The organism is Yinghuangia soli (assembly GCF_021502675.1).
GTDB lineage: Bacteria > Actinomycetota > Actinomycetes > Streptomycetales > Streptomycetaceae > Yinghuangia > Yinghuangia soli.
The window spans coordinates 60214-76490 of the sequence record NZ_JAKFHA010000014.1; the positions used below are offsets into that span (position 1 = coordinate 60214).

General features: G+C 72.3%; 16 protein-coding genes. 6 read left to right on the plus strand and 10 right to left on the minus strand.

What is annotated here, in order from left to right; translation table 11 throughout:
* Window positions 1-129: 129 nt before the first annotated feature.
* Both purH and purN read right to left on the minus strand, forming a co-directional pair.
* Window positions 130-1701 (minus strand): bifunctional phosphoribosylaminoimidazolecarboxamide formyltransferase/IMP cyclohydrolase, encoded by a 1572-nt coding sequence (purH, locus tag LZ495_RS22790; protein ID WP_235054701.1) that lies wholly within the window; start codon window positions 1699-1701, stop codon window positions 130-132.
* On the minus strand, window positions 1698-2342 hold the full coding sequence (gene purN, locus LZ495_RS22795) for a phosphoribosylglycinamide formyltransferase (RefSeq protein WP_235054702.1): 645 nt from the start codon (window positions 2340-2342) through the stop codon (window positions 1698-1700). Before purN ends, purH begins: the two co-directional genes overlap by 4 nt.
* Window positions 2343-2855: 513 nt before the next feature.
* Between purN and LZ495_RS22800 the strand changes: the two genes are divergently transcribed.
* The 3 genes from LZ495_RS22800 (at window position 2856) to LZ495_RS22810 (ending at window position 5445) form a co-directional block, all read left to right on the plus strand.
* Window positions 2856-3602: a hypothetical protein gene (locus tag LZ495_RS22800; RefSeq protein WP_235054703.1), complete on the plus strand. Its 747-nt coding sequence runs from the start codon at window positions 2856-2858 to the stop codon at window positions 3600-3602.
* A 170-nt stretch (window positions 3603-3772) separates the two neighbouring features.
* On the plus strand, window positions 3773-4060 hold the full coding sequence (locus LZ495_RS22805; RefSeq protein ID WP_235054704.1) for a hypothetical protein: 288 nt from the start codon (window positions 3773-3775) through the stop codon (window positions 4058-4060).
* The gene (locus LZ495_RS22810) at window positions 4057-5445 is read left to right on the plus strand and encodes a WXG100 family type VII secretion target (RefSeq protein ID WP_235054705.1); all 1389 of its coding nucleotides are present in this window, start codon (window positions 4057-4059) and stop codon (window positions 5443-5445) included. The genes LZ495_RS22805 and LZ495_RS22810 overlap by 4 nt, the downstream gene beginning before the upstream one ends.
* 179 nt (window positions 5446-5624) lie before the next feature.
* On the opposite strand, the gene LZ495_RS22815 is transcribed toward LZ495_RS22810, so the two are convergent.
* On the minus strand, window positions 5625-7118 hold the full coding sequence (locus tag LZ495_RS22815; protein ID WP_235054706.1) for a cell division protein PerM: 1494 nt from the start codon (window positions 7116-7118) through the stop codon (window positions 5625-5627).
* Window positions 7119-7356: 238 nt separating this feature from the next.
* Here LZ495_RS22815 and LZ495_RS22820 point away from each other — a divergent pair, with 238 nt between their 5' ends.
* Window positions 7357-9048: a sigma factor-like helix-turn-helix DNA-binding protein gene (locus LZ495_RS22820; protein WP_235054707.1), complete on the plus strand. Its 1692-nt coding sequence runs from the start codon at window positions 7357-7359 to the stop codon at window positions 9046-9048.
* Between the two features lie 45 nt (window positions 9049-9093).
* On the opposite strand, the gene LZ495_RS22825 is transcribed toward LZ495_RS22820, so the two are convergent.
* The 4 genes from LZ495_RS22825 to LZ495_RS22840 form a co-directional block, all read right to left on the minus strand.
* Complete coding sequence (locus LZ495_RS22825) at window positions 9094-9474, minus strand: Mth938-like domain-containing protein (protein ID WP_235054708.1); 381 nt, start codon at window positions 9472-9474, stop codon at window positions 9094-9096.
* Window positions 9475-9570: 96 nt separating this feature from the next.
* A complete protein-coding gene (locus LZ495_RS22830) occupies window positions 9571-9945 on the minus strand; it encodes a cupin domain-containing protein (protein ID WP_235054709.1) in 375 nt (124 codons plus the stop codon).
* 96 nt (window positions 9946-10041) lie between these two features.
* The gene (locus LZ495_RS22835) at window positions 10042-10515 is read right to left on the minus strand and encodes a hypothetical protein (RefSeq protein ID WP_235054710.1); all 474 of its coding nucleotides are present in this window, start codon (window positions 10513-10515) and stop codon (window positions 10042-10044) included.
* A 489-nt stretch (window positions 10516-11004) separates the two neighbouring features.
* Window positions 11005-12006 (minus strand): LuxR C-terminal-related transcriptional regulator, encoded by a 1002-nt coding sequence (locus LZ495_RS22840; protein WP_235054711.1) that lies wholly within the window; start codon window positions 12004-12006, stop codon window positions 11005-11007.
* Between the two features lie 169 nt (window positions 12007-12175).
* Here LZ495_RS22840 and LZ495_RS22845 point away from each other — a divergent pair, with 169 nt between their 5' ends.
* Together LZ495_RS22845 and LZ495_RS44145 are read left to right on the plus strand one after the other, a co-directional pair.
* Window positions 12176-12496: a hypothetical protein gene (locus tag LZ495_RS22845; protein ID WP_235054712.1), complete on the plus strand. Its 321-nt coding sequence runs from the start codon at window positions 12176-12178 to the stop codon at window positions 12494-12496.
* A gap of 299 nt (window positions 12497-12795) precedes the next feature.
* Complete coding sequence (locus tag LZ495_RS44145) at window positions 12796-12921, plus strand: hypothetical protein (RefSeq protein ID WP_268823208.1); 126 nt, start codon at window positions 12796-12798, stop codon at window positions 12919-12921.
* Here LZ495_RS44145 and LZ495_RS22850 read toward each other — a convergent pair.
* From LZ495_RS22850 to sucC, 3 genes are all read right to left on the minus strand, one after another.
* Window positions 12905-13369: a hypothetical protein gene (locus tag LZ495_RS22850; RefSeq protein WP_235054713.1), complete on the minus strand. Its 465-nt coding sequence runs from the start codon at window positions 13367-13369 to the stop codon at window positions 12905-12907. The two genes, LZ495_RS44145 and LZ495_RS22850, sit on opposite strands and share 17 nt — an antisense overlap.
* A 465-nt stretch (window positions 13370-13834) precedes the next feature.
* Window positions 13835-14719, minus strand: a complete 885-nt coding sequence (gene sucD / locus LZ495_RS22855; RefSeq protein WP_235054714.1) for a succinate--CoA ligase subunit alpha — start codon at window positions 14717-14719, stop codon at window positions 13835-13837.
* 17 nt (window positions 14720-14736) lie between these two features.
* Complete coding sequence (gene sucC, locus LZ495_RS22860; RefSeq protein ID WP_235054715.1) at window positions 14737-15912, minus strand: ADP-forming succinate--CoA ligase subunit beta; 1176 nt, start codon at window positions 15910-15912, stop codon at window positions 14737-14739.
* Window positions 15913-16277: the final 365 nt, after the last annotated feature.

Sequence of the window (16277 nt, forward strand, 5' to 3'; positions counted from 1 at the left end):
CGGGGGGTGCGCCGGCGGGCCGCGCCGCGCGGCCCGCCCCGGGGGGGGGGCCCCGGGCCCTCGGTGCTCACCCCGGTCCGCGGCCGGACCGGCCGCGGATCAGGACCTCCGAGACCGGAGATTCACAGGTCAGTGGAAGAAGTGGCGCGTCCCCGTGAAGTACATGGTGACCCCGGCCGCCTTGGCGGCCTCGACCACCAGCTCGTCGCGCACCGAACCGCCCGGCTGCACCACGGCCTTGACGCCGGCCGCGGTGAGCACCTCCAGGCCGTCCGGGAACGGGAAGAAGGCGTCCGACGCGGCGACCGAGCCGAGCGCCCGCTCGCCGGCCCGCTGCACCGCCAGGCGCGCCGAGTCCACCCGGTTGACCTGGCCCATGCCGACGCCGACGGTCGCGCCGCCGGAGGCCAGCAGGATCGCGTTCGACTTGACCGCGCGCACCGAGCGCCAGGCGAAGACGAGGTCGCGCAGGGTGGCCTCGTCGGCGGCTTCGCCGGTGGCCAGCGTCCAGTTCGCCGGGTCGTCCCCGTCGGCCTGGAAGCGGTCCGGCTGCTGCAGCAGCAGGCCGCCGTCGATCTGCCGGAACTCGGCCGGGGCGGACGGCGCTTCGGGCGCGCGCAGCACACGGATGTTCTTCTTCGTGGCGAGCGCCTCCAGAGCGCCCTCCTCGTAGTCCGGGGCCACGATGACCTCGGTGAAGATCTCCGCGACCTGCTCGGCCATCGCCTTGGAGACCGGGCGGTTGACCGCGATGACGCCGCCGAACGCGGAGACCGGGTCGCACTCGTGCGCGAGGCGGTGCGCCTCCGCGACGTCCGCGCCGACCGCGATGCCGCACGGGTTGGCGTGCTTGATGATCGCCACGCAGGGCGCCTCGTGGTCGTACGCGGCGCGGCGGGCCGCGTCGGTGTCCACGTAGTTGTTGTACGACATCTCCTTGCCGTGCAGCTGCTCGGCACCGGCCAGGCCGCCGCCGCCGGGCGCCGCGTAGAGCGCGGCCGCCTGGTGCGGGTTCTCGCCGTAGCGCAGCACCGCCTGGCGCTCCCGGGCGGAGCCGAGGAAGGCCGGGAACTGCTCGTCGTCGGCGGGCGCGTAGCCGCTGGAGAACCACGAGGCGACCGCGACGTCGTAGGCGGCGGTGTGCGCGAACGCCTCGCCGGCCAGGCGCTTGCGGGCGGCCAGCTCGAAGCCGCCGTCGGCAGTCGCCGCGAGCACATCGGCGTACCGGTCCGGGCTGGTGACCACGGCGACCGACGGGTGGTTCTTGGCGGCCGCGCGGACCATCGACGGGCCGCCGATGTCGATCTGCTCGACGCACTCGTCGGGGGTCGCGCCGGAGGCGACGGTGGCCTCGAACGGGTAGAGGTTGACCACCACCAGGTCGAACGGCGCCACGTCGAGCTCGGCGAGCTGCGCGCGGTGCGATTCGAGGCGCAGGTCGGCGAGGATGCCCGCGTGCACGCGCGGGTGCAGCGTCTTGACGCGGCCGTCGAGGCACTCCGGGAAGCCGGTCAGCTCCTCGACCTTGGTCACCGGCACCCCGGCGGCGGCGATCTTCGCCGCGGTGGAGCCGGTCGAGACGAGTTCGACCCCGGCGGCGTGCAGCCCCTGGGCGAGCTCCTCAAGCCCGGTCTTGTCGTACACGCTGACCAGCGCGCGGCGGATCGGACGCTTGTTCGGGGAGCTCTCGGGGCTGCTCATGATCCGAAGAAGACCTTTCTTCCCTCAATGCGGTATCCCTCGCGGGCGAGGCGGCCCACGATGTCGACGAGCAAAGTGCGCTCGACAGTCTTGATGCGCTCGTGCAGCGCGTCGCCGCCGTCCGCCGCGTCGGCGTCCTCGACCGCGACCGCGCCCTGCGCGATGATCGGCCCGGTGTCGACGCCCGCGTCGACGAAGTGGACCGTGCAGCCGGTGATCTTCGCGCCGTACGCGAGCGCGTCGCGCACGCCGTGCGCGCCGGGGAAGGACGGCAGCAGTGCCGGGTGGGTGTTGACGGTGCGGCCCTCGAAGCGGCCCAGGAACTGCGGCCCGAGGATCTTCATGAAGCCGGCCGAGACCACCAGGTCGGGGTCGTGCGCGGCGACCGCGTCGGCCAGCGCGCGGTCCCAGTCGGCCCGGTCGGCGTACTCCGACACCCTGACGACGAAGGTCGGCAGCCCGGCCTTCTCGGCCCGGGTCAGGCCAGCGATGTCGCCGCGGTCCGCGCCGACGGCCACGATCTCGGCGCCGTACGCGGGGTCCTCGGCGGCGTCGAGCAGCGCCTGCAGATTGGTCCCGGAGCCGGAGACGAGTACGACGAGCCGCGCGGGCCCGGGGGTGCGCGGGGCGTGAACGGCCACTGCGGGGCTCTTTCCGAACGTGGGGCGCGAACGGTGGATCGGACCGGGGCGCGGCGGCGCCGCGCGGCTCCTTCTTCTCCCGTCCGGGGATTCCGGCGGGACATACGGGGAACACGCGGGCAGCGCCCGATCGTCAGCAACGATAGCGTCAGGTGGTGTACGGCACCGAACCCGGGCAGTGCCCCGGACCGGAGCCGGCCCGGCCCGGCGCCGCCGGTTCCGGTGCGGAGCCGCCACCGCCCGGAGCGGCGCGGGTGCGCACACGTACGATCCGGGGTACGAAACGCGCCCGGTGAGTGGTACACCGGCACGGCTACACCCCCGGGGTTCCGCCCCGGGTCCATGATTCGCATCGGCCGGCCCGCGGAGGTCCGGCCCGGGGCACGGAGGTTGGGCGCTCTGCTGGACGACGCCAGGCACGGCGACGCGGGAGGCCGCGGGACGCGCGCGCACAAGGCTTTGGGAGCGGGTGCCCTTTGGGGATCCGGCACGATGAGGGCAGGCGGCAGATACATGAGCACGGGCAACGAGACCGACGAGCGGGACCCGTACGCCCCGCCGCCGGAAGACGCGCCCGACCGCCCGCCGGCCGCCCCGTGGAACCTGCCGGGTTCCGGCGGGGGCCAGGGCTCGGGCGGTTCCGGCTCGGGCGGCTCCGGGGAGTCCGGGGGTTCGGGCGGCGGCTCCGGCGGCGGTCCGTGGGGCGACCCGCGGTCGAACGACCGGCGGGACCGCGAGCGGGACCGCCGCGACGACGAGGAGCGCACGCCCGCCGACCCGCGCAAGCGCAACGCGCGGATCGCCCTGTGGCTCGGCGTCTGGGGCCTGTTCTTCGCGCTGTTCTTCTGGGAGGAAGCCGGGCTCGTGATGGGCATCGCGGCTGCCGTGCTCGGTTTCCGCGCGATGCGCGGCACCACGGCGCCCGAGGTCGGCCCGCGCGTCGAGGAGGGCCCGGGCGGCACCGCCCGCACGCCGGGCCGCAGCCGCCGGCGCGCGCGTCCCGCACCCGCCTCGGCGGCACCGGGCGCAGCCGCCGCGAACCGCGGCACCCCGCGTCCCGCGGGCGCGATGGTGGGCCTGGTGACGGGCGCGATCGCGGTGGTCTGGGTGCTGGGCGTGTGGAGCATGCGCTGGGCGAACCAGGACTACTACGACTGCATGGACGCGGGCCTGACGAAGGTCGCCCAGGACCAGTGCAAGCAGGAACTGCCCAGCTACCTGCGCGACATCATCGACGAGATCGACCGCACCACGATCTGAGCGAACTCGGCGGCCGGCCCGGGCTGTCCACGGCAACGCGTCCGAACGACGCGCCGTGGGCAGCCCGTTCCGCGTTCCGCGGGCTTCTGGCGCCACGCGAACCGGCGTGGCAGATTTCGAACTCCAGTACAGTGCTGGCCGATATCCGACACCGAACGGGGTCACAGACTGTGAGCGGATACGAAGTCCAGATACGTCAACTGCAATCGGCCGCCAAGGCAGCGGACTCCGCTGCGGACCAGGCCAGAGTGGTCAACCCGGGCGACGGCCTGGAGGCGGTCGCGACGGCGATACCGGGCGGTGACTCGGCTGCGGCAGCGCCGGCCCTGTCCACGGCGTTCGACCAGCGTGCGAAGACGTGGGCCGGCGAGATCGACCGGTGGAGCGAATCGGTCGCCGCCTCGGCGAAGTCGTACGCGGAGAACGAGGACGCGGCGAAAAGGGCGTTCGGGCCATGAGCATCGGCTACCACGACGTCCGCGCCTGGGACGCGAAGGCACTCGACACCGCAGCCAAGAACCTGCGGGGGCGGCGCGACAAGCTCACCGGGCTGCAGGACGAACTCGACGACGCACGGCGCCTGCCCGACTGGAAGGGCGCCGCAGGCGAGGGGGCCCGCAACTCGCTGGGCACCACGCGGAACAAGGCCGAGATCATGGTCGCCGAACTGTCCGCCGTGGAACGCGCCCTGCAGCACGCGTCGGACGATGTCACCACCCTCAAGACCCGGGTCGCCAACAACGATTCCCTCGCCGCCACCTACCAGTTCCGGATAGCCGACAACGGCTCGCTGGTGGACGACAAGCCCGCCGACCCCCCGCCGACGTCGCGGTACGAGGCGGAGGACCGCGCCGAGACCGCGCGGCACCGGGCCACGATCAAGACGCAGGTGGAGCAGGAGACCGCGGCGATACTCACCGCGGCGAAGAACATCGACACCGCGCTGGCCCTGGTCATGAAACTGGCGCAGGACAGCAAGATCAGCGACCACGGAGCGACCACGCTGGCAGCCGCCGAGAAGGGCGGCGTGCTCGACGCCAAGGTGGCCGAGATGGAGCAGTCGCTGCGCGATGCCGGACTGCTCACCGGGCCGCCTGTGTCCGGCAAGTACCGGCAGTGGCTCGAGAATGCCGTCAACCGGGGCGTGTCGATCGACACGATCAAGAAGATGGTCTCCGACCACAAGATCAAGCCCGAGGACTTCGCGATCCTCGACCGGCTGGAAGAGATCCGCGAGGACAAGGACGGCGACGGGATCTACAAGTCGTTCTTCCTGCTGCCGACCGACCTCAGCGGCGCCGACGCGGCCAAGGCGGTGCAGATGACGTACGTCTTGAACGCGGGCACCGACTACGGCCCCGGCGGCGACTTCGCGCCCACCCCGTACGGATCCGACGAACTGCGGCGGATCATCGAGCGGCAGGGCAAGAACGACTGGAGCTACAAGGAAGACGTGTCGTTCGTGCACGGCAACGGCGGCCGGCTGGTGACCACCCCGAACGGCATGTTGATGGGCCTGGGCGGCAACTTCATCCAGGACCAGTTCAGCCAGAACGGCGGCACCGCCTGGGGCGACATATTCATGCTGAACATCGACGACCCGAAGGATCCGGCGCAGCAGCTCCGCGACGTGGCGAAGTCGGGCAGTGCCTGGTACGACGGCGACAAGGGCCCGTACGAGGGCAACTTGGACCTGGACCGGCTCCTGCACCACGAAGAGCGCCATTCCCAGCAATGGGCGCGCGAGGGCTACACGAAGTTCCTCGCCTCGTACCTGTGGGAGCAGGCCACCGGCGGAAACGAGACCGAGGAAGACGCGGGACTCTCCGACGGCGGTTACTAGACGGCGAAGCAGGACCCGGTGTCCGCCCCCCCCCCCGGCCGGGGCGGGGGGGGGGCCCCCGGCGGCGTGTCCCCGGCGGCCCCCCCCCCCCCGGGGCCCCCCCCCCCCCCCCCCGGGGGGGGGGCCCCCCCCCCGGGTCCGGCCCGCCGCTGCCGAGGTGCTTCCCGCCCCGGCGTGCCTCAGCGCGTCGCCTGCTCGGGGACCGGGACGGCGACCGTCTCCAGGCAGGCCGCGGCGCGGACTCCGCGCCAGCGCCACCAGCCCGCCGCCGCGGCGGTCAGCATCGCGGCCACCGCCACCTCCGCGGCCACCGCCCCCGCGGTCGCCGCCACGTGCGGGCCGATGCGGGTCAGGCGGTTCGCGCCCGCCGCACCGGTCGCCATCCAGGCCGCGACTCCGGCCAGTAGGCCGGTCACCGCACCTGCGCCGGCGGCCGAACCGACCGCCGTCCACAACCGTCCGGCCTGGCCGCCGCGCGCCGCGAGCAGACCCGCAGCGATCCCGGCGGCGGCCGGAACGGCAAGTGCGGCCCAGCCATAGGCCGGAGCCGCCGCGGGGAGCGCACCGAACAGCGGCAGTGCGGGGACCGCGCCGAGAGTCACCTCGGCAGGGGCCACCGTCGTACCGACTCCCACCATGAACCCGGCGCACGAGGCGTACGCGACGGCGCACATCACCGCGTTGGGCATCAGTGCGACGCAGAGCAGCGCCACCGCCAGTGCGTCCGGTGTCCCGGTGGCGACCCGGTCCAGCAGCGCGCCCACTTCGCCCGCGTGCACGACCAGCGCCGCGCAGACGATCACCGCACCGCCGGCCGCGAGCACGCACGCCCCGGCTGCTCCGGCGCGCAGCGCCGTCCGCGCCGGAGCGGCGAACGGGCGGAGGCGGTCCGCCCACTGACGGGGCATCCGGTCCGGCAGCTCGCGGTACGCCCCGGCCCGCAGCGCTCCGTACGCCGCGAAGACGAGCGCGAACAGCCCGGCCGCCACCGGCGCGCGCTCGCGCACCGGCTGGATCGCGGGCGTGCCGGAGACCACCGCGATCCCGTACGCGAGCGCCGCGTACACCGCCGTGCAGGCCGCGAGCGCGATGGTGACCGAACGCGCGCCCCCGGCAGGCCCCGGGCGGCCGTCCGCCGCGGCCGCCGCGGCCGCGCAGCGCCGGCCCGCGCGTACCAGCACGAGGACCAGCAGGACCGTCACCCCGAGCGGCACGATGCCCAGCCGGACCGCGGCGCCGGGCGCCTCGCCCGCGACGTCGAGGCCGACGCGCTGCGCCGCGCACCACACTTGCCCGGCGGTGCGCAGGATGTCGCCGGGATCGGTGAAGCCGCCGCCGAACGCGTCCGCGAGCACCGCGGCGAGCACCGGCGCGACGGCGATGCCGAGACCGAGGCCCGCGGCGGTCAGGCCGGCAAAGGCTCCGTCGAGCGTCGCGCGGAGGTCCGCGTTGCGCTCGGCGCGGGCCGGATCGGGGACTTCGCCCGGGATCTCGTCGGGCTCCTCGGCCCGGGCTTCCGGCGAGGCGTCCACGGGGGCCTCGGGCGGGGTCTGGGACGCCGCCTCGGGCGAGGCGTCCGAGGCGGCGGCGGCCGGGCCGATGCGGTCGTGCAGCTGCACCGGTTCGGCCGCTGCGGGATGGGCGGGCAGCGCGGGTACGGGGGTGTCGCTCACGATCACTCATGCTGCCAACGAATGGGCGATCCGCCCGGTATATGGCCTTCGCTCCGCCCGTGTCGGCCGATTCCCAACGCTATTGATCATCTTTGATGCGAAATATTGCATTACTAATCGCCCGATGGGGTATCCGATCGCGCAGGCGGATGCTCCACCCGTCCCGTTCCGCACGGTCCGGCACGCGAGCAACCGCACGACGGGACCGGCGGATCGAGAGACGGGGAGTGCGGCAGGCATGGACAACGCGACCTTCGACGCCTTCTACGACAGGACGGCACCGGACGTCGCCAGACACGTGTACCTGCTGACCGCGAGCCCGCACCGGGCCGCACACGTCACCCACAAGGCGTACGCACGGGCCTACGCGGACTGGGACACCGTCTCGCAACTGCCGCAGCCGGAGTCGTGGGTGCGGATGGTCGCCGCGGACCTGGCCCTGGACCACCTGCACCGCGCGCAGCACAAGATCGCCGGATGGATACCTCCCATCGACCGCATCGCGAAAAAGGTGCGCCGCGATGCCCCGGCCGAGACGGCCGCGGACAAGAAGCCGCCGGTGCCCGCAGCCGAGAACGCTGACCCCGCCGAACCCGCCGCGCCGGTCGAGGCCTTCGAGCAGGTCGAGCCGGTCGAGGCGACCCAGCCCGACGAACCGGCCCCGTCCGACGTGCCGGTCCAGGCCGCCGAAGCCACCGAAGCCACCGACTCCGCCGCCGCACCGACGCCGCAGGCCAAGAAGCCCACCAAGGACAACCGCAGCAAGAAGAAGGGCCGCAAGCGCCGCGTCGAGCGTCCGGCGGCCGCGAAGGCCGACGGCACCGCCGTGCCGGCCAAGGCGAACGGCACCGCCGTCCCCAAGCTCAGCGCTGCAGCCGCGACACCCCCGGCCGAACCCGCGGACTCCCCCGCCGCAGAGCCCGCCGCGGAGCCGTCCGTCGGCACCGGGCCCGCTCCCGGCTCCGACTCCGAGAACGCCTCCGCTCCCGCGCCCGCCCCCGCCCCGGACGCCGACGTCCCCGCGGCCGACGCCCCCGCACATTCCGCCGTCCCCGACCTCAGCACCGACAAGGGCGGCGACGACCGCATCTGGTCCGCCGACGTCGCGCTCCTGCGCGCACTGCGCCGCCTGCCCGCGCACCGCCGCCGGGTCATCGTGCTGCATCACCACCTCGGGCTGCCGCCCGAGGAGATCGCCGCGGAGACCGAGGCGACGACCAGTTCGACGGTCGACCGCATCGAGACCGCGAACTACCAGCTCTCCCGCCGGGTCGGCGAGCTCACCGGCCCGAATCCGTACGGCCCCGAGGCCCACGAGCGGCTCTCCGAGGTCATGGACGACCTGACCCGGCGCTACCGGCCCCACCTGCACGCCGCATCGACCGTGCGGGCCGGGGCGCGGGTGCGCACCGGCGTCCTGGTCGGCCTCGTGGCCGCCGCGGCGGTGGCGCTGGGCGGTTTCGCGATCGCCGAGATGGCCACCCCGAGCGAACTCCCGGACAAGCGCGCCGAGGTCCAGGCGTCCATCAAGGCCCGCCAGGAGGCCGGCATCCCGGTGGCCGTCGCCCAGGTCCCGAAGGCGGAATTCAAGATCGGTCGGACGAAGGCGAAGGCCGCGCAGATCCCGGACGGCCGCCGCGAACTGGTCTATCTGAAGGGCACCACGAACCGCGAAGGCGGCACCTTCCTGTCCGTGGACAGCGCACGCGTCGGTCCGGGGACCGAGTCGGTCCCGCCGCTGCGCGACGTCCCGCTGGCGCCCGACGTGCGGATCCGCGGCGAGGATGCGTTCGGGCTGACCGAGGAAAAGGTCATCGGTGCCAAGGAGTTCCTCGCCAAGGTCGCCGACGGGACGCTGGCCAAGGCGGCGTTCGAATTGAGCTACAACGACGACGACCAGGTCGACCGCATCACCGAGTACAGGCGCTGACGCCTGCGCGGCAGGACCGGCCTCCGGGCCGCGTCGGGCAGGGGCTCAGCAGGTCGAATGCACCAGCGCTCCGACCGCCCGCCCCGCGGCGGCCAGTTCGTTGTACGCGGCGACCGCTTCCCGGGTCTCCAGCGCCCGCCACTCGATGCCCTTGGCATCGAGGAAATCCGTGGTCTCCGCGGGCACTTCCAGCCGCAGGTCCATACCGCGGCTCAGCACCACGATGTCGCAGCCGTGCTCCAGGAGCTCCTCGACGTCGGCAATCTGCACGCCCGGCGAGTGCCGGGTGCCGGTCTCGTCCCAGTCCCACGCGCGCCCGCCGCCCGGATACGCCTTCAAGTCCTTGTGCCGCCCCAGCCCTTCGGCGTCGAGCTCGTCCCAAGCCAGGTGCGTGATGCGCGGCGACCGCGCGGATATTTCAGTCACGCGGCCATCATGCCCCACCCGGCCACGTCCAACTCCAGAGTTATCCACAGTCGTACGCAAGTTGTGGATAACTCTGGCGCCGGAACCGCCCCCGGTTCACTGGGCCCAGGGCAGCGGCATGGTGTCGCCGCCGACCACTCCGGCGCGCGAGGCACCGGATCCCATGCAGACGGCGGCGAAGCCGCTGTCCGGGTCGGCGGTGACCTGCCGCGGGATGTCGGCCGGGACGACCAGGGTGTCGCCGGCGGCCAGTTCGTGCCGGGTGCCGTCGATCTCGACGGTCGCCCCGCCGGCGATGAAGGTCCACACCTGCGCGCAGCTGATGGTGTGCAGCGGACCGGCGCTGCCGGCCGCGGCGTCGACGCGCCACATGGCCTGGTCGCTGTCGCCCTGGCTCGGCGAGACCAGGGTGGTCATGACTGCGGAAGGGGTCTCGGTGCGGCGGGCTTCGGCGGCGCGGATGACGGTCATACGGTTTCTCGCTCTCCTGCAGATGGACAACTCTGTTGTCGAAATAGTGAACCAGGTTGTCCATCTCGTCAAGCGTCAATTCCTCGGCCGTCGTGCTCAGACCACGGTCAGCGCCAGGAAATCCTCATTGGCCTTCGGCATGATCCCGCCGTCGTTCCCGCTCCCGCCGCCGAGCGAAGGTAGGCCGACCACCAGGACATTGCTGCCTGCCGCAGCCCCGCTGCCGGCGCCCAACCGGCACCGTACGCCGCGGACGATGTCCGACTCGCCGACCGCGAACTCCCAGCCTGCCAGGGCGGTTCCGGCCCTGGTCACGGCCACCGCCGGCACATTTCGCCAGGCCCCGGACTCCGCATCGAAGCGCTCCAGCACCAACCCGCCACCGCCGCCCGCAGGGCGGCCCTGAAGCGTGACGGACACTCCGAACCGGTCGTACCGACCGCTCAGGACGTTGTACGCCCGCACCGTGAACTCCGCGGGAGGACCGCCGCGCACCAGATCGATCCGGCCGCCGGGCGCGTCCGCATCGATGTCGAACATGGTGAACCCGCCCGGGGGCTGCACGACCACGGAACCCCGCGTAATGCGCGACGCGACCGGAGCCGGCGGCGAACCCCCGGCCCCCTGGGCCGACGACGAGGCCGAGGACGGAGTCCCGGCGGGCACACCGCCACCCGAAGGACTCCGCGACGGCACCGGCGACCCGCTCGGCAGCGCTGCACCGGCGGACGGCGAACTCCCCTGCGCTACCGATCCGGAAGGCGAGGCCGACTTCCCCTTCCCACCCCCGGGCGAGCATCCGGCGAGCATCAGGACGGCACCCACCGCCGCAGCCGCGACGACCCTGCCCGCGCGATTGCCCGCCATCGAGCTCCCGCTTTCCCCGTCGGTCCGACCTCCGCACTGGCACGCCGCCCAAGGACGCGGACGCCAGTGTGCTCCCGCACCCGCCACCCGCACCAGACTTCACGGTACGCGGGGCAGCAGCAGGCACCGGAAAGTTATCCACACCTTTGCGCGACCTGTGGACAACTGCGCGCGTGCGGCAGGCGCTGCCGGTCAGCCCTCCGCGTCGAGGTCGAGCCAGCCGCGCTGCGCGGCCAGCACGCCGGCCTGGAAGCGGCTGCGGGCGCCGAGGTGTTCCATGAGATCGGCGGCGATCCGCCGGGCGGTGCGCGGCGAGACGCCGAGCCGCTTGGAGATCGCCTCGTCGGTCAGCCCCTGGCCGAGCAGGCGCAGGGTCTCGCGCTCCGGCGCGGTGAGGCCGCGGGTGTCGCGCTGTTCGACCTCGCCCAGCGGACGGGCCGACGACCAGATGCCCTCGAACAGCGCGCACAGCGCGGTGAGGGTGCCGTGGCCGTGCAGCACCAGCGCGCCGTGCGCGGTGTCGTCCCCGTTCACCGGGATCATCGCGACCCGGCGGTCCACGATGATCATGCGGACCGGCAGCGACGGCGCAGTACGCACCTGCCCGCCGTTCTCGGCAAGCCAGTTCGCGTACGCGATGCTCGGCGGGCTGTTCCGCACGCTGTCGAGGTACAGGCTGCGCATCCGGACGCCGCGGCCCAGCACATCGAGGTCGAGCGGCTTGGACGCCTCCATGTTCTCCATGGTCTGCGCACCGTCGGGCGAGAACGACATCGCCTCGAACTGCACGCTCGCGGCGAGTTCGGCCACCCGGTCGCGGATCCGGTCCAGCCCGAGCACCTGCTCGACGTCCGGCTGCGCGGAACTGGGCCGCAGGTCCGCGTATTCGGCGATCATCTGCGCGGCCGCCGCGCGGGATTCGGCGACCCGCTGCTGCTGGGCCGCGAGTTCGGCCTGCTGGCGGGCCAGCAGCACCTCCATGCCGGCCTCGGGGCTGACCGCCCGGAGTTCGCCCGGATATTCGAACGACTCGCGCAGCAGGGCGAGTTCGCTCAACCGGTCAAGCGCCGAGCGGACCTCTTTGTCGGCGAGCCCGGTCCGGCTGACCAGGTCGGCCACCCCGCCTTGCGGGGCCACCAGCATGGCCTTGTAGACGCGCTCGCTGTCGCCGTCCAATCCCAGTAATTGCAGCACTGCTCCCCCAGCCGTACGACGTTCACGGGCTGTCGGATTATGACAGTGAGTCCCGGCACATATACCGAAGCTGACTGTCCGTGAGCATTCAAGGACACAACCGGCCAAGGACACAAACGTCCAGCTTGCCTGGATATGACAAGTGTCCCGGTACCCGCACGCTCGTGTCATGTATCTGATCCACGCGCAGCTCGCGCCTTGCCCTGGTGGTGCGTTGCCGACCGGCACCGCCGCCCTCATCAGCGCCGCGGCGGAAACCGACGACGGCCTTGAACACACCATCCTGCACCCGCAAGCGCTGCCGCACCCGGTACTCGGACTATTCGTCGCCGCAGAATCCTTGCTCGCCGCCGAGGAAGCCGCGTTGCGGCTGTGCCGGCGGGCCGCTCGCGTGGTGCCTTCTTTGGCCGGAATTACCGTCGTCTCGTGCGGAGCGCCACTGGTTCCGGACTACTACGAGCGTTTACTGGCCGCCACACCGGGCGCCTGAGGCACCGGATCCCTGCGCACCACCTGACCTGCGACCCGACGCACCCGGAAGGGGCCGGCTCGGACGAGCCGGCCCCTCCGTGCGTCCGGCACCCGCGCGCTGTCCCGAAGCGGCCTTCATGGCCTGCTTAGGTCAGGGCCGCTTCCGGCCACTCCGGATTGCTGACATGCCCCCTGACCTGCGGCAAAGCTGAACACAAGCCGGAGGGGAGCACCCCCGGCAGGCACCGGGACGACACCGCGGATCGCCCCGACGCACGGCCCGCACCCACCCCAAGCCATCCTTCAGGGAGCTTCGCCATGCCCGCATACATCCTCAAGGCCGCCGCGGTCACCACCTCCGCCACCGACAACGGCAACTTCGGCTGGCAGTTCACCGACAACGGGAACTTCGGCTGGCAGCGGCACGTCACGTCCGCGCGGTGAGGTCGTAGCCCTTGTAGCCGGGCCGGGCCGCGTCGATGTCCTCGCTCTTCGAGAGGGGATCGACGACCTCGACCATGAAGTCCGCCGTGCCGACCGGCCCTTCCTTCTTCGCGCTGACGCGGTAGCGCTCGACACGCACCTCGTCCTTGGCGAGCGGCGAACCGCCCGGCACCATGGAGAACGGGAACGCGTCGTTCGCCACCCGCAGCGGCACGTTGCGCCACACCCCGGCCTTCGCGTCGTACCGCTCCACGACGATCCCCTCCTGGTCGTCGGCGCCCTTCACGTGGCTGATCATGAACTCCATCTGGAACATCACCGCCAGGCGCGGATAGGCGACCGTGTTGCCGTTGCGCATCGTGATGGTGATCTCCTGGGCCGGCCCGCCCCGCCGCAGGTCGATCCGCGTGCCGGCCGGCGCAATGGTGACGGCCAGCTTGGTGGGCACGCGCGGCTTGGACGTCGAAGGGGCGGGAGGCGCAGGAGACTTCGACGGCGCGGCGGTCGTCGGTGCCGGGGTCGCGGACGCTGTGGCCGCCGCAGACGTGGCGGGCGCAGGAGATTCCGGGTCCTTCTGCGATGCGGAAGGCTCCGGCGCGGCCGACGACGCCGGCGCCGAGCTGCTCGGGGCCGCTCGCACCGCACTCTTCGGGTCGTCGTCCCCGCATCCTGCCAGCACCGTCGCGAGCAGGACGACCGCCGCCGCCCCGCCCGCTGCCCGGCCGCCTATGCCGCCACGTCTCCGCATCGCCGTCTCCCGTCCGCCCGGTGGCCCCCGTATACGAGCCCACCCGGTAAACGCCGGCCTGCGCCGCGGGGTTGCCCGGGCGCGGCGGTCCGCGGAAAAGCACGACGCCCCCGCCGGAACCCGAAGGTCCGGCGGGGGCGTACGCGTTCACGCGGTGGGGGCTGGTCAGCCCTCCATGATGGCGCGCATCAGGCGGGCCGTCTCGGACGGCGTCTTGCCGACCTTGACGCCCACGGCCTCGAGCGCGTCCTTCTTCGCCTGCGCGGTGCCGGCCGAGCCGGACACGATCGCACCGGCGTGGCCCATCGTCTTGCCCTCGGGGGCGGTGAAGCCCGCGACGTAGCCGACGACCGGCTTGGTGATGTGCTCGGCGATGTACGCCGCGGCACGCTCCTCGGCGTCGCCGCCGATCTCGCCGATCATCACGATCGCGTCGGTGTCCGGGTCGTCCTGGAACGCCTGGAGGCAGTCGATGTGCGTGGTGCCGATGATCGGGTCGCCGCCGATGCCGACCGCGGTCGAGAAGCCGATGTCGCGCAGCTCGTACATCATCTGGTACGTCAGCGTGCCCGACTTCGACACCAGGCCGATGCGGCCCGGCTTGGTGATGTCGGCCGGGATGATGCCGGCGTTCGACTGGCCCGGGGTGATGAGACCGGGGCAGTTCGGGCCGATGATGCGGGTCTTGTTGCCCTTCTGGCCCGCCAGCGCCCAGAACTGGGCGGTGTCGTGCACCGGGACGCCCTCGGTGATGACGACCGCGAGGCCGATCTCGGCCTCGATGGCCTCGACCACCGCGTCCTTGGTGAACTTCGGCGGTACGAAGATCACCGTGACGTCCGCGCCGGTGGCCTCGATGGCCTCGGCCACCGTGCCGAACACCGAGATCTCGGTGCCGTCGACGTCGACCTTCTCGCCGGCCTTGCGCGGGTTCACGCCGCCGACGATGTTGGTCCCGGAGGCCAGCATGCGGCGGGTGTGCTTCATACCCTCCGAGCCGGTCATGCCCTGGACGATGACCTTGCTGTCCTTGGTCAGGAAGATAGCCATGGCTGGTTCAGGCTCCCTTACTTCGCAGCCGCGAGCTCGGCGGCACGGTCGGCCGCGCCGTCCATGGTGTCCACCTGCTCGACCAGCGGGTGGTTCGCGTCGGTCAGGATCTGACGACCCAGCTCCGCGTTGTTGCCGTCGAGGCGCACGACGAGCGGCTTGGTGACCGCCTCGCCCTTGCTCTCGAGCAGCGCGAGGGCCTGCACGATGCCGTTGGCGACCGCGTCGCACGCGGTGATGCCGCCGAAGACGTTGACGAAGACCGACTTGACCGCCGGGTCGCCCAGGATGATCTCCAGGCCGTTCGCCATGACCTCGGCCGACGCGCCGCCGCCGATGTCGAGGAAGTTGGCGGGCTTGACGTTGCTGTGGTTCTCACCGGCGTACGCGACGACGTCCAGGGTGCTCATGACGAGACCCGCGCCGTTGCCGATGATGCCGACCTCGCCGTCGAGCTTGACGTAGTTGAGGCCCTTGGCCTTGGCCGCCGCCTCCAGCGGGTCGGCCGAGTCCTTGTCCTCGAGCGCGGCGTGGTCCGCGTGGCGGAAGTCCGCGTTCTCGTCGAGGGTGACCTTGCCGTCGAGCGCGATGATCTTGCCCTCGCCGGACTTGATCAGCGGGTTGACCTCGACCAGCGTGGCGTCCTCGGCGACGAAGACGGTCCACAGCCGCTGCAGCACGTCGACCAGCTGGTCGTGCAGCTCGGCCGGGAACTTCGCGGCCTCGACGATCTCGCGGGCCTTGGCCTCGGTGACGCCCTCGATGGCGTCGACCGCGATCTTGGCGAGCGCGTCCGGGTTCTCCTCGGCCACGACCTCGATCTCCACGCCGCCCTCGACGGACGCCATGGCGAGGAAGGTGCGGTTGGTCCGGTCGAGCAGGAAGGAGACGTAGTACTCCTCCGCGATCTCGCCCAGGCCCGCCAGCATGACCTTGTGGACCGTGTGGCCCTTGATGTCCATGCCCAGGATGTCGGTGGCGCGCTCGACGGCCTCGTCCGGCGAGAACGCCAGCTTGACGCCGCCGGCCTTGCCGCGGCCGCCGACCTTCACCTGGGCCTTGACGACAGCCTTGCCGCCCAGGCGCTCGGTCGCCGCACGGGCGGCTTCCGGGGTGTCGACGACTTCACCGGGAAGAACCGGCACCTCATGCTTGGCGAAGAGGTCCCTCGCCTGGTACTCGAACAGGTCCACGCGCGTCCGTCCTTGTGATCGCGGTTTTTGTCGGAAGACATTCGCGCCACGTTCGTCGACCACGAGGGTCCCGCGGAGGCCAGGAAGGCTCGCCCCCAGAACCCTGGTGGACGGCGTCCGTACGCGCAGCTGATCCGCCTTGCAGATTAACCGGCACAGCGGCCCGCGCTGAACCGGGGGCTTGATCACACCCCCGGACGTGTCGCGCCGCCGTTCCGGGACGGCCCCGCACCAGGCCGGGTACGTCCCGTTTCCACCCGATCCATGGTTGCGCACCCCGCACGCTCGCGCACGCTCCGCCCCAAAATGCGGCCGGGCGATGTGGCACAGGCCACGTCGCTCACCACCCGGGCGGCGCACTGTGA